Source organism: Rhodococcus sp. 05-2254-2, assembly GCF_002259095.1.
Classification (GTDB): domain Bacteria; phylum Actinomycetota; class Actinomycetes; order Mycobacteriales; family Mycobacteriaceae; genus Rhodococcoides.
Genome location: NZ_NOZJ01000006.1, coordinates 158,779 through 172,214, shown reverse-complemented (window position 1 = coordinate 172,214; position 13,436 = coordinate 158,779). Strand labels below are relative to the sequence as shown.

Sequence of the window (13,436 nt, the reverse complement as noted above, 5' to 3'; positions counted from 1 at the left end):
ACAGTCGGGGCATGGCCGCCATCCCCGCAGACGCGACTGCCCTCGCCGACGACGCATTCGAGTTCCTTGCCGAGCGACACCTGGCCACTCTGACGACACTGCGACCCGACGGAACCCCGCACGTCGTCGCCGTCGGCTTCACCTACGACGCCGAGGCCCGGTGTGCTCGGGTCATCACCAACGATGTGTCGCAGAAGGCGATCAACGCCGGTCGCGGTGCCTACGCCGCCGTCACTCAGATCGACGGTGCCCGCTGGCTGACGTTGGAAGGGCCTGCGTCGGTCCGGAACGACCGTGAATCGGTCGTCGATGCGGAGAACCGCTATGCGCAGCGCTATCGCGTACCCAGAGAGAACCCGACCCGAGTCGTCATCGAGATACAGGTGCAGCGTGTATTGGGTAGCCGTTCTCTGCTGAACCGCTAACGCGTCGTCGGCCCCGTCGGCCACGGCAGAACCGTCAGGTTCGGCCACTCCGTCGTCCATCGGGCAGCCTTGGCCTCGTACACGTGTCGCATCGGCAGCCGCGGGTTCGGCCGCACGATTCCCCCGAAGAGATCGTCGAATCCGTGCGGTGCGTACACGACATCGGTTCCGCCCTGGTCGGTGGTGATGCCGAAGCAGCACGTGGTGGACACGAAATGATCGATCGCATCCTCGGTGCTTCGGTACGGCGCGATCGGAGTGCCGAAATGCTGTTCGTACCACAGGTGTACGCGCGCCTCGTTGCGCACTTCGACGTCCACCCCGAGGTCGTCGAACACCGTGGCCGCGCGCTCGATGACCTCGTTCTCCGCGTCGTAGGACAGATCGGAGTCGTCGAAGTAGAAGAAGTCGTAGTCCCGGATGCCGGCACGAAGGTCCCGGCCGGCCAGGTGGTTCCAGACCGTCTGGAAGAGGCCACCTGCCGTCAGATACCACCCGGGAAGCCCGAGTTGCGGCGCGCGCCCCAGTATTTCGGCGACGGCCGGATTGGACCTGACGACCGAGACGAACTCGTCCTCGCCCGGACGCGTCACACCGGCAGGACGGCCAGAGCGTGAGGCCTGAGGTTGACCGATTCGCACCCGTCAGCGGTGACCACGACGATGTCCTCGATGCGTGCACCCCACTGCCCGCGGAAATAGATTCCCGGCTCGATGCTGAACGCCATCCCTTCGGTCAGCGTGATGTCGTTGCCCGCAACGATGTACGGCTCCTCGTGCACCGACAGGCCGATCCCGTGACCGGTGCGGTGCAGGAACGCCTCGCCGAGACCGGCGTCGACCAGGACGTCGCGAGCCGCCGCATCGATGGACTGCGCCGTGACACCGGGCACCACCGCGTCGACAGCCGCCTGCTGCGCCCGCTCGAGTACCGCGTACTGCTCGGCGATCTCCGCCGACGGTTCGCCGAGACTGTAGGTGCGGGTCGAGTCGGAGTTGTATCCCGGTGCGACGGGTCCGCCGATGTCGATCACCACGATGTCTCCTGCCTCGACGACTCGATCGGATACCTCGTGGTGTGGATCGGCACCGTGGGGCCCGGAACCGACGATGATGAATTCCGGTGCAGTGTGGCCTTCTTCGACGATCGCGGCAGCGATGTCCGCGGCGATCTGCGCTTCCGTTCGGCCCACCCGAAGCCATTCGCCCATCCGGGCGTGCACGCGATCGATGGCATACCCGGCTCGCCGCAACGCGTCGATCTCGGCCGCATCCTTGACCATTCGGAGTTCGCGAAGCACGTCGGTGGCCAGAACCGGGATCGTGCTGAAGACACCCGCCAGCGGCACGAAATGCAGGGCGGGCATGGCGTCGGCAACGGCTGTTCTCGTTCCGCCGGGAACCGCTGCTGCCACCAGTGCGTACGGATCCACACCGTCGACCCAGTCGACGAGAGTCAGAGACAGTTCCTGCGCTGCGGAGTCGCCCAGTGCGGCGAGCTCGAGCCGCGGAACGACGACCGTGGGGGTGCTAGCGTCCGCCGGAACGACCAGCGCGATGAGCCGCTCGAACGAGCTGGCCTTCGACCCGATCAGGTACTGCAGATCCGGCCCCGGGGTGATCAGCAGGGCATCCAGGCCTGCATCCGACGTCAGGCGAGCCGCGCGGGCGAGCCTGGACGCATAGACATCGCTGGAGAAACGTGAGGAACTGACCGAAGAATCGACACTCATACCTTCAGGCTAATGCCGTACGGCAAGATGAGCGCCATGACCGCCCCCGGAAAGTCTCCGTTGCTGCTCCTCGACGGTGCGAGCCTGTGGTTCAGGGCTTACTACGCACTGCCCGAGTCGATTACGGCCCCAGACGGGCGACCCGTCAATGCCGTTCGCGGCTTCCTCGACATGATCTCGGCGTTGATCGCGCGCACCGAACCCGGCCGACTGGCCGTGTGTCTCGATCTGGACTGGCGGCCACAGTTCCGCGTCGACCTCGTGCCGTCCTACAAGGCGCACCGTGTGGCCGAGGGTGCCCCGGACGTCGCCGAGAGCGAAGAAGTTCCGGAAACGCTGACACCACAGGTGGACATGATCATGGATGTGCTCGCCGCGTTGGGGATCGCGACAGCAGGCGCAGACGGTCTCGAAGCCGACGACGTCCTGGGAACCCTGGCCGCGCGTGAGCGTCAGGACCCCGTGGTCGTGGTCAGTGGAGACCGAGACCTGCTTCAGGTTGCCGCCGACGAGCCGAACGAGGTGCGCGTTCTGTACGTGGGACGTGGGCTGGCCAAAGCCGAATTGTTCGATCCCGCACTGGTTTCCGAGCGCTACGGGGTGCCACTTCATCGAGCGGGTGCGGCGTACGCGGAACTCGCCTTGCTGCGCGGCGATGCCTCGGACGGTCTGCCCGGAGTTAAGGGCATCGGGGAGAAGACAGCGTCGACGCTGATGATGCAGTACGAATCCGTGGAAGCGTTGCGCGCTGCTGCACTCGACCCGTCGTCGGACATGGCCAAGGGCATCCGGGCGAAGCTGGCCAATGCGAGCGACTACCTGGACGCGGCGCTGCCGGTTGTCCGAGTCGTCACCGACGCCGACGTCGTCCTGTCGAAGTCGGACGAGATTCCCGCCGAGCCCGCCGATGCCGATGCACTGAACTCGCTCGCCGAGACTCTCGGCATCGAGAACGCCGTGGCACGCCTCGTCGCCGCGATGGCGGCCACGGCGTCGACGACCTGATCGTGCGACCTGAGCGGGTCTACTCGGGCAGGGAGACTTCGTAGTTGGCGTCGTCGTCGAGGAAGGTCAGAGTCACGGTCTTGAACGCACCGTCGACAGTCAGGGTGCACTCGACACTGGTCTGGGCCACGACCTCGATGTCCTGGGGACAGGACACACCGGAGACGTCGGACGCACCGTAGGACTCGGTGACGACCGTGCGAACACCCTCCTCGGCCGCCGCAGTATCGAGGGTGGTCGTTCGACCGAAAGCGAAGAACGACACCACAGCGATCACGGCGAGGACTGCTACCACGGCACCCGCGATGATCAGGGGCTTCTTCGATCGAGCCCCGGCCTGCCCTGGCCCCTGCTGATTCGGATACTGCTGGTTGGGATACTGCTGGTTGGGACTCCATGGCTGCTGTGGTTGCTGGCCGTACGGACCCGGCCCGTATTGCCCACCACCGAATTGCTGTGGTGCGTAAGGATTCTGGTACGCCGCATCGCCCGATGCAGGCGCGCCGTACTGCTGACCGGCGGGGTAGTGCGCGGTGGGGTTCTGTCCCTGGGGGTAGCCGCCCTGTGCATTCGGGGCCGAGGGGTACTGCCCCTGCGGATAGGCGGCAGGTGGGTACTGACCTTGGGGGTACTGGGCCTGGGGGTACTGGCCCTGTGGGTACTGACCCTGAGGATATTGCCCGTGCGGGTACTGGCCCTGCGGGTACTGGCCCTGCGGGTATTGGCCGCCGGGTTGTTGCGGGCTCTGCCCGTAGCTCTGACCGGGTTCGCCGTACGGCGTGGCCTGCGGCTGTCCGTACTGACCCCACGCCGATGGCGTCGGAGTCTGTGACTCAGAGGAAGGAGCAGGCTGCGTGTCCGGTGTGTCGTTCGCGGCACCGTCCTGCTGATCAGGCGTGCGCGACCAGCTGTTGTCCGGATCGGTCGGACCGTATGGGCCGCTCATCTCGCCTCCACTGAAAATTCGGATTCGTCGGGGGTACAGTAACCCGCCCGTACGACTCTCCGCTGTACCGACCCGGCAGTCCGATTCGGTGCTGTCATGCGGCATCTACGGCGACCACGCCGCGGCGCAAGGCCGCGATCGCGCGCGCCGCAGTTCGCGACAGTTCCGGCTCCGGGGCCGCGAGCCGAACCTGGTCCAACAGGTCGATCACCTGCCGACACCAGCGCACGAAGTCTCCACCCGAGAGTGCTTTGCCGTTGTCACCCGCGGTGACGAGCGCATCGACCAACGAATGGTTCGACGCCCACTTGTAGATCGCCTTCACGAAGCCCATGTCGGGTTCTCTCGTCGGCGGCAGCTTGTGTCGCACCTCGTCGGACCGCAGCTCGTGCCACACCCGGACGGTCTCGGTCAGCGCGTGCCGAATCGGACCCGTCGGTCCGTGCGGGGTGATGTCACCCTCCGATCTGGACTCGTAGACCACCGCCGAGACCACCGCCGCCAACTCTGCCGGAGAAAGCCCCTGCCACAGGCCGCCGCGCAAGCATTCGGCAACCAGCAGATCGGACTCGGAATAGATTCGGCTCAGCCTGGCACCGTCCTCGGTGACCTTCGGATCCTTGCCTGCCGTCACGTAACCGCGGTCGGCGAGCAAAGCCAGGATGCGATCGAACGTTCGGGCGAGGGAGTTCGTCGTGGCCGACACCTTCTGGCGCATCGTTTCGGTCTCTCGCGCCAACCGGTTGTAGCGTTCGCCGGTGCGACCGAGCTCGTCGCGATCGGGACGAGCGTGCACCGGATGCGAGCGGATTGCTCGCCGAAGGGTGGCGAGCTCCTTGTCGTCCGCTGCCGTCGACTTGCGTCGGATACGGTCCGACGGCTGCGATATTCCGCGGGTGACCAGGGCGGCCGCGAGATCGCGTCGGGTCTTCGCGGTGCGGTGGTCGACGAATCGCGGCAGTCGCATCGTTCCCAGAGACGTTGCGGGCGATGGGAAGTCCGCTGCCGAGAGCCGGCCGGCCCACTTGTCCTCGGTCAGCACCAGCGGGCGCGGATCGGCCCGGTCGTCGTCGGGCTCGAGAACCACGGCAAGGCCGCTGCGGCGACCGGTCGGCACCGAGATCACGTCGCCGCGGCGCAGGGCACGCAGCGAATCGACGGCCTTGTCCCGCCGATCGGACCTGCTCTGGCGTTCGAGGGTCTTCTCCCGGTCCTTCAGTCGTTCGCGGAGCTTCGCATACTCGAAGTACTCGCCCTCGGGGCCACCGAGGCGTGCACCGAGTGCCTCCAACGTCTGCATGTTCTTCTCGATACCGCGAACCATCCCGACGACGGAGCGGTCCGCCTGGAACTGCGCGAAGGACCGTTCGAGCAGCAGACGCGAATCGGCCGCACCGAACTGTTCGATGAGGTTGATCGACATGTTGTATGCCGGCGCGAACGAACTGCGCAGCGGGAACGTACGCGTCGACGCCAGGCCCGCGACCTCGGTCGGCTCCGTGCCGGGCTGCCACAGCACGACGGCATGCCCTTCGACGTCGATGCCGCGGCGTCCGGCCCGGCCGGTCAGCTGGGTGTACTCCCCCGGCGTCAATTCGGCGTGTGTCTCACCGTTGAACTTGACCAACTTCTCGAGCACGACGGTTCGGGCCGGCATGTTGATCCCGAGAGCCAAGGTCTCGGTGGCGAACACCGCTCGGACGAGACCCTTGACGAACAATTCCTCGACGGTGTGCCGGAAGACCGGCAACATCCCGGCGTGGTGGGCGGCGAATCCCCGTTCCAGTGCGTCGCGCCACTCCCAGAAGCCCAGGACTTCGAGGTCCTCGCGCGGCAGCTCCGAGGTGTGTTTCTCGACGATGTACCGGATCTCCTCGGCCTGCTCGGGCGTGGTCAACACCAGCCGCGAACGCATGCACTGGGTCAGCGCGCCGTCGCAGCCGGCACGGCTGAAGATGAACGTGATGGCCGGGAGCAGACCCTCTTCGTCGAGTTTGGCGATCACATCGGGTCTGGCCAGTGGTCTGTTGTTCGCGCCGCTGCCCTGACCGCCACCGCGACCTCCGCCACCCGAACGTCCGCCGCGGCCCCTGCTGTGCGGCGCGTGCCAGCGGTCCATCGAGTCGAGGGACTGGCGTTGTTTGACGTGTCGGACGAGTTCACGGTCGACGACGATCTTCTGACTGCCGTCGGCCGACTGGGCTCGCGTGTCGAACAGATCGAACAGTCGGCGACCGACCATGATGTGCTGCGAAAGGGGCACCGGACGGTTCTCGTCCACCACGACCGCGGTGTCACCGCGAACCGTGCTCATCCAGGCACCGAACTCCTCGGCGTTGCTCACCGTTGCCGACAGGCTGACCAGTCGAACGTCGTCGGACAGGTGCAGGATGACTTCTTCCCACACCGCCCCGCGGAAACGGTCGGCGAGATAGTGCACCTCGTCCATGACGACGTGCGAGAGTCCTCGCAATGCATCCGAGGATGCGTACAGCATGTTGCGCAGCACTTCGGTCGTCATGATGACGATGGGCGCGTCTGGGTTGATCGACGAATCTCCGGTCAGCAGCCCGACCGTGTCGCGCCCGTACCGTGCGGTCAGCTCCGCGAACTTCTGGTTGCTCAGCGCCTTGATCGGGGTGGTGTAGAAGCACTTACGTCCCGCGGCGAGCGCCAGGTGCACCGCGAACTCGCCGATGACCGTCTTGCCCGCACCGGTGGGGGCACAGACCAGTACCCCGTGACCGTTCTCCAGCGCTGTGCAGGCATCCACCTGGAACCGGTCGAGGGGAAAGCCGAGCTCGGCGGAGAATCGTTGCAGCTGGGTGGGTCGGGGGCTCGTCCCCGTATCGAGAACCGTCTCGGTCATGCTTTCGACCCTACGGGCCGGTCGATGTCAGATCGTGTCGTCGTACTGCGCCTGTACTCGGGTCGCGGTACCGAGACCGCTGGACGGCGGTGTCGGACCGACAGCATCCGGTGATTCGATCGAACTTGCGCCGTCGATGCGCGTTGCTTCGTCATCTGACACATCACCCCATTCGTCTCTTCTCTTGCGCAACTTACGCTTGTCGTGAATTCGCGCAATCTGCACTGCCATCTCGAAGAGCACCGTCAACGCCAAGGCCAAGGCCAGCATGGAGAACGGGTCCTGGCCAGGAGTTGCGATGGCCGCGAAGACGAACAATCCGAAGATGAGACCTCGACGCCACGCCTTGAGTCGCTCGTAGGTGAGTACGCCGACGAAATTCAAGGCAACGACCAGCAACGGAATCTCGAAGCTGACGCCGAAGATGATGAGGAGGTTGATCAGGAATCCGAAGTACTGATCACCACTCAGCGCGGTGATCTGCACGTTGTCGCCGATGGAGAGCAGGAAGTGCAGGCCTTTGGCGACCACGAAGTAGGCTAGGACGGCTCCGGCGACGAACAGAGCAGCCGCTCCGGAGACGAACGAGACCGCATGTCGCCGTTCGTTGGCGTACAGACCCGGGGTGATGAAAGCCCAGATCTGGTACAGCCAGATGGGGCAGGCCAGTACGACACCGGCGGTGAACGCGACCTTGAATCGCAAAAGGAACTGATCGAACGGTCCGGTGGCGAGCAGACGACACTGATCGTCGTTGCTCAGATTCGCGCGCAGACTCGGGTCGAGTGTGCAGTAGGGACCGCGTAGGAGGTCGCCGAGGCTCTCGACGCCGAAGATGGTGTGCGAGTACCAGAAGAACCCGAAGGCAGTCGTCACTGCGACTGCTACCAGCGACCACAGGAGCCGGGTTCGCAGCTCGTACAGATGATCGACCAACGACATGGTGCCGTCGGGATTGATTCGGCGCTTGCTTCGCCGCGGATCGAACGGAATGCGCATGGTGTTCTACGGTCAGCCTTCGTCGGTCGGACGACAGCGAGAAGCCGTCACCGACAGCAGTGAACCTTCGGTGCCGAACTGGCACCGAAGGTGTGCTGAGCGGCCGTGCGCTCAGGCAGACTTCGCGTCGTGCTGGGTCTCGGTGTTCGGCTGCGCGACCGGGGCGGGCGAGGGCAGCTGAGCGGGAGCGACGGGCTGCTGAGCGGGAGCGGTGTCGGTGTCGGACTTGCCGTCGTTCTGCATCTCCTTCACCTCGCTCTTGAAGATGCGCAACGACCGGCCGAGTCCGCGAGCAGCCTCGGGCAGCTTCTTGGAACCGAACAGAATGATGACGACCACCGCAACGATGGCCCAGTGCCAGGGACTGGTGAATCCCATGTGAACCTCCTACAGATCAGATGAATCGAGCGTACCCGACCACGGGTGCCGACTTCGGCAGCGGCGGGTCCGGGTTTGCCCGGTGTTCATGTGGCGACGGGACCGTCCGCGCTGGTCGCGTCGAACTCTGCGTACGCGTCCAGGGCCGAACGTGCTCGGTCGCGGACGGAGTTCACCAAGGATTCAGGTGCCAGTACCGTGACTCCGCCGCCGAAGCCCAACGTCAACCGTGTCATCCACTGCAGCGTGGCGAATCGCATCGTGACCACGATCGACCCGTCCGCATTCGCCGCGACCTGTGTCATCGGGTAGTAGTCCAGGATCCAGGTGAATGCAGGTGAGACCTTCAGCCGCGCCTGCGACAGCGAGGGATCGTCGTTGAAGATCTCGAAGGCGTCCTCGTCCTGCACCGATTCCGGCGGCGCGGCCGGTTCGTCGAGTTCGGTGGCCGAGTCGATGCGGTCGAACCGGAACAGCCGAACACCCTCGGCGCTTCGGCACCACGCCTGGACATAGCTGTTGTCGTCGACGACCACCGTCCTGATCGGGTCCACGGTCCGCTCGGTCAGGACGTCCCGCGACGCGGAGTAATAGGTCAGTTCCAGAGCGTGCCGGTGCCGCAATGCGGATCGGACGGTGGCAGGGACCGGCCCCTCCTCCGTATCCGTGCCGTCGTGATCGGACGAGAGTGGCACGTTGGCCGCCGCCGATCCTGCCGCGGTCTCGATCTTCGCGATGGCGCGCTGAGCAGCGGACGGGTCGACCATCCCTGGCATCGACGTCAGAGATCGAAGCGCAACCAACAGGGCCGTCGCCTCGGTCGACGTCAGGCGCAGCGGTCGATCGATGCCGGCCGAGAACGTCACGTCGATGCTCTCCTCGGAGAACGACAGATCGATGAGATCACCCGGGCCGTAGCCGGGCAGACCGCACATCCAGAGCTGATTGAGATCGGCCATCAGCGTCGCCGTCGACACCCCCAGCTCCTGGGCGGCCTCCTCGGCGCTCAACCCGGGATTGGCCATGAAGAACGGCACCATGTTGAGCAACCTGGCCAGCCGAACCGACAGTCGCGCGCTCATCGCTCGTTCTCCACATCGGCCGCCGTCCGCAGTGTCGAGATCACATCGGCGCGCAGTTCGGCGGGTTCGAGTACCACCGCATCCGCGCCGTGACCTGCTATCAACCGCGAGATCCAGTCCCAGGACCGCACGGTAACCTCCACGACGGTGCCGCTGCGGGCACCGAGACTCTGCACACCCACCACCGTTCCCATCCTGCGTAGTTCCAGCGCCTTGCCGTCGTGCAGCCATACCCGGGCCGTGCCCGCCACCGAGGACGTGCCCGCCACTCGGCGGACGATGTCCTGCAGGTCGATGCCGTCGGGCTTGCGCACGCTCTGCGCGGTGCCGAACGGTTTGACGTCGTCGCCGATTCGGGAGAGGCGGAACGTGCGGGTGTCGTTGCGATCCACGTCGTGTCCCACCAGATACCAGCGGCCGCGAAACGTCACGACACCCCACGGCTGGACGGTTCTGGTGGTGAACGGCTCGGTCAGCGAGGGTCGGTGTTGGAAACGTACAGATCTACCGTCGTCGATCGCGGCCAGCAAGGCACCCAGCGCAGGTTCCGAGCCCCGGGTGCGTGCGGGAACCGCGGTCACCGCCGCAGCGGACTCGCTCTGGTCGACCTGGATTCCCGCCGCTCGAAGTTTGAGCAGCGCGCTCTGCGCCGCGGAGGTGAGCTCCGGTGATTCCCACAGTTTGACGGCGACCGCGACGGCGGCCGATTCCGCGCTGGTGAGGTCGATGTCGGGCAGTTCGTACGCGTCGCGGTTGATGCGATAGCCCTCGACGCCCCCGAACCTGGTGGCAGTGCCGGTCTCCAACGGGACTCCGAGGTCACGCAGTTCGTTCTTGTCCCGCTCGAACATCCGGCTGAACGCCTCGTGGCTGGTGGAGTCGTCGTACCCGGCAACGCTCTCGCGGATCCACTCCGCGGTCAGGAACTGACGTGTCGACAACAGACAGATGACCAGGTTCATCAGGCGTTCGACTTTGGTGGTGGCCACGACAGTCGAGCCTAGTTGCTCATCGGAGGACCGAGCGGTAGCGACCCGAGCTACCGGAGGTCCACCTGGCTACATCGACGCGATCAACCGCTCGACCCGCTCGTCGACCGAGCGGAACGGGTCCTTGCAGAGCACGGTTCGCTGAGCCTGATCGTTGAGCTTGAGGTGCACCCAGTCGACCGTGAAGTCGCGACCTGCCTCCTGGGCGGCCGTGATGAATTCTCCGCGCAGCTTGGCTCGGGTGGTCTGAGGCGGTAGATCGACGGCCTCGTCGATCTGTTCGTCCTCGGTGACTCTCTTCGCAAGACCCTTGCGCTGCAACAGGTCGAAGACCCCCCGGCCACGCTTGATGTCGTGGTACGCCAGGTCCAACTGTGCGATTTTGGGATCGGACAACTCCATCGAGTACCGGTCCTGGTAACGCTGGAACAGCTTGCGCTTGATGACCCAGTCGATCTCGGTGTCGACCTTCGCGAAATCCTGTGTCTCGATGGCGTCGAGCGTGCGTCCCCACAGATCGACGACCTGCTCCACCTGAGTGTTCGGCTCGCGTGTCTTGAGATGCTCGACGGCTCGCGCGTAGTACTCACGCTGAATGTCGAGGGCGCTGGCCTGTCGTCCGCCGGCGAGTCGAACGGGACGGCGTCCGGTGAGATCGTGGCTGACCTCCCGAATGGCGCGAATCGGATTGTCCAGTGCGAAGTCTCGGAAGGACACTCCCGCTTCGATCATCTCGAGAACGAGGGCCGCCGTTCCGACCTTGAGCATCGTCGAGGTCTCGGCCATGTTGGAGTCGCCCACGATGACGTGCAGCCGGCGGTACTTCTCGGCGTCGGCGTGCGGCTCGTCGCGAGTGTTGATGATCGGCCGCGAACGAGTGGTGGCCGAGGAGACGCCCTCCCAGATGTGCTCGGCGCGCTGCGACAGGCAGAACGTCGCAGCCTTCGGCGTCTGCAGTACCTTGCCTGCGCCGCAGATCAATTGACGCGTGACCAGGAACGGCAGCAGAACGTCCGAGATTCGGGAGAACTCCCCCGCTCGCTGGACCAGGAAGTTCTCGTGGCAGCCGTACGAGTTGCCGGCCGAGTCGGTGTTGTTCTTGAACAGGTAGATATCGCCGCCGATGCCCTCCTCTGCCAGGCGCTGCTCGGCATCGATCAGCAGGTCTTCCAGTACCCGTTCGCCGGCGCGGTCGTGGGTGACCAACTGCAGCAGACTGTCGCACTCGGCGGTGGCGTACTCGGGGTGCGAGCCCACATCGAGGTACAGGCGGGCACCGTTGCGAAGGAACACATTCGAGCTGCGACCCCACGAGACGACTCGGCGGAACAGATAGCGAGCCACTTCGTCCGGACTCAGGCGTCGATGTCCGTGGAAAGTACATGTGACACCGAACTCTGTCTCGATGCCCATAATTCGTCGCTGCACACTTCGACACTACAACGCAACCCTCGAAACGATGTGTCGGAGCGCCCCGATGTCGTCCGTCGGTGAGGATGTCGTCGCACGTGCTTAGGCTGGGCGTCATGACTTCCACGCGCACCTCGATCTCGACGGCCGTTCACGCGTGGGATCTGTCCCTGGTGGCACGAAGTGCCGCTCTGCGGCAGAGCCGGGCGGACGGCGGCCTGCGCGCGCTGAGCAACGCCGCCGATCACGGTCGTCTGTGGCTCGGTGCGGCTGCGCTTCTCGTGGCTGCAGGTGGCCCGGCTCGACGCGGGGGCGTTCGGGGTCTCGTCGCTCTGGCAGGTGCGAGCTCGGTCGCGAACGGCCTGCTCAAACCGTTGTTTCCGCGAACTCGTCCGGATTCCGAGTCGGTTCCCGTCCTGCGTCAGGTGCTGGCTCCACCGGTGTCGTCGTCGTTCCCCTCCGGTCATTCGGCGTCGGCGGCTGCGTTCGTCACGGCGGTGGCAATCGAATCCCCGGTAGCGGGTGTGCTGCTGGCGCCCGTTGCGGCTGCGGTGTGTTACTCGCGGGTCCACGTCGGGGTGCACTGGCCGACAGACGTCATCGCCGGTGCCGCTCTCGGCTCGGCCATCGCGTTGTCCACCCGTCGCTGGTGGGCCGTACGGTCGGGCAAGCCCGCCGATCTGGGCTCGCCGGTCGACGTCGAGCCGCTGCCGGGCGGCCGGGGGCTGCTGGTGCTCGTCAATCCGGGTTCGGGCGACGACTCGGAAGCCGTGCCCGACTCGATCCGTCGAGCACTTCCCGACGCAGATCTGTTCGTCCCCGATCCCGACCGGGACTTCAACGAGCAACTCGAGCAGCGAATTCGGAGCACCTCCCCGCGTGCGCTCGGTGTCTGCGGCGGCGACGGAACAGTGGTCAGCGTCGCCGCGTCGGCGGTACGCAACGGGTTGCCGCTCGCAGCATTTCCGGGCGGCACCCTCAACCACTTCGCTCGCGACACCGGGCTGACCGTCGTGGAGGACACCGCTGCCGCTGTGGAAGCGGGCACCGCGGAACTGGTCGACATCGCCGAGGTGTCCGTCGACGGCCGCAGCGTGTCGTTCGTCAACACCGCTACCTTCGGTGGCTACCCCGACTCGGTGCGGCTGCGTCAGAAGTTGCAGCGCCGAATCGGCAAATGGCCGGCCGCCGCCATTGCGATGACGAGGGTGCTGGCGGCTGCGGAACCACTGAACATCGGGCTCGACGGCACCAGGCATTCGGTCTGGATGCTGTTCGTGGGCAACGGCAACTACGTACCGGCAGATCAAGTTCCTATGTCTCGCAGCAGCATTCACACCGGAACCCTCGATGTCAGGTTTCTACCGTCGGAGCCGAAGGCATCGAGAACCAGACTGCTGTGGGCAACGTTGACCGGCACCCTCGGCTCGTCACCCGCCTACGTCCGTCGAGCGGTGAAGAAACTGACCGTCGAGGTGGAGGGCGCCCCGGTTGCGCTGGCGGCCGACGGCGAAGTGGTGGGCGACGGAACGTGGTTCGAGTTCACCAGTGACGAGAACGGTCTCGCGCTCTATCGGAAGCGATAGAGCGCGAGACCGTGG

The 13,436-nt window shown here is 65.5% G+C and carries 12 protein-coding genes; 3 read left to right on the top strand and 9 right to left on the bottom strand.

Annotation, left to right across the window (positions count from 1 at the left end; translation table 11 throughout):
- The first annotated feature begins 11 nt into the window (after positions 1–11).
- Complete coding sequence (locus CH283_RS28705; protein ID WP_068050764.1) at positions 12–425, top strand: TIGR03618 family F420-dependent PPOX class oxidoreductase; 414 nt, start codon at positions 12–14, stop codon at positions 423–425.
- Here the strand turns inward: CH283_RS28705 and CH283_RS08600 are convergent.
- Together CH283_RS08600 and CH283_RS08595 are read right to left on the bottom strand one after the other, a co-directional pair.
- A complete protein-coding gene (locus CH283_RS08600) occupies positions 422–1,018 on the bottom strand; it encodes a nucleotidyltransferase family protein (RefSeq protein ID WP_094641805.1) in 597 nt (198 codons plus the stop codon). The genes CH283_RS28705 and CH283_RS08600 overlap by 4 nt on opposite strands.
- A complete protein-coding gene (locus CH283_RS08595; RefSeq protein WP_094641807.1) occupies positions 1,015–2,157 on the bottom strand; it encodes a M24 family metallopeptidase in 1,143 nt (380 codons plus the stop codon). Before CH283_RS08595 ends, CH283_RS08600 begins: the two co-directional genes overlap by 4 nt.
- Before the next feature lie 27 nt (positions 2,158–2,184).
- On the opposite strand from CH283_RS08595, the gene CH283_RS08590 reads away from it, so the two are divergent.
- Positions 2,185–3,162 carry a 5'-3' exonuclease gene (locus CH283_RS08590; RefSeq protein WP_094642357.1) on the top strand — a complete coding sequence of 326 codons (978 nt, stop codon included), beginning with the start codon at positions 2,185–2,187 and terminating at the stop codon, positions 3,160–3,162.
- Positions 3,163–3,181: 19 nt separating this feature from the next.
- Here the strand turns inward: CH283_RS08590 and CH283_RS08585 are convergent, their stop codons facing one another.
- From CH283_RS08585 to pafA, 7 genes are all read right to left on the bottom strand, one after another.
- Positions 3,182–4,108, bottom strand: coding sequence for a DUF4333 domain-containing protein (locus CH283_RS08585; protein WP_094641809.1), 927 nt, complete (start codon positions 4,106–4,108; stop codon positions 3,182–3,184).
- Between the two features lie 94 nt (positions 4,109–4,202).
- Positions 4,203–6,977, bottom strand: coding sequence for a DEAD/DEAH box helicase (locus CH283_RS08580; RefSeq protein WP_094641811.1), 2,775 nt, complete (start codon positions 6,975–6,977; stop codon positions 4,203–4,205).
- A gap of 27 nt (positions 6,978–7,004) precedes the next feature.
- Positions 7,005–7,976, bottom strand: a complete 972-nt coding sequence (tatC, locus tag CH283_RS08575) for a twin-arginine translocase subunit TatC (RefSeq protein WP_094641812.1) — start codon at positions 7,974–7,976, stop codon at positions 7,005–7,007.
- Between the two features lie 111 nt (positions 7,977–8,087).
- Entirely contained in the window at positions 8,088–8,354 is a 267-nt protein-coding gene (gene tatA, locus CH283_RS08570) for a Sec-independent protein translocase subunit TatA (RefSeq protein ID WP_068050773.1), read from the bottom strand.
- Between the two features lie 86 nt (positions 8,355–8,440).
- A complete protein-coding gene (locus CH283_RS08565; protein WP_094641814.1) occupies positions 8,441–9,436 on the bottom strand; it encodes a helix-turn-helix transcriptional regulator in 996 nt (331 codons plus the stop codon).
- Positions 9,433–10,425 (bottom strand): helix-turn-helix transcriptional regulator, encoded by a 993-nt coding sequence (locus tag CH283_RS08560; protein ID WP_094641816.1) that lies wholly within the window; start codon positions 10,423–10,425, stop codon positions 9,433–9,435. Before CH283_RS08560 ends, CH283_RS08565 begins: the two co-directional genes overlap by 4 nt.
- Before the next feature lie 69 nt (positions 10,426–10,494).
- The gene (gene pafA / locus CH283_RS08555) at positions 10,495–11,853 is read right to left on the bottom strand and encodes a Pup--protein ligase (RefSeq protein ID WP_170944814.1); all 1,359 of its coding nucleotides are present in this window, start codon (positions 11,851–11,853) and stop codon (positions 10,495–10,497) included.
- Between the two features lie 98 nt (positions 11,854–11,951).
- Between pafA and CH283_RS08550 the strand changes: the two genes are divergently transcribed.
- Positions 11,952–13,421, top strand: coding sequence for a bifunctional phosphatase PAP2/diacylglycerol kinase family protein (locus tag CH283_RS08550; protein ID WP_068050777.1), 1,470 nt, complete (start codon positions 11,952–11,954; stop codon positions 13,419–13,421).
- Positions 13,422–13,436 lie beyond the last annotated feature (15 nt).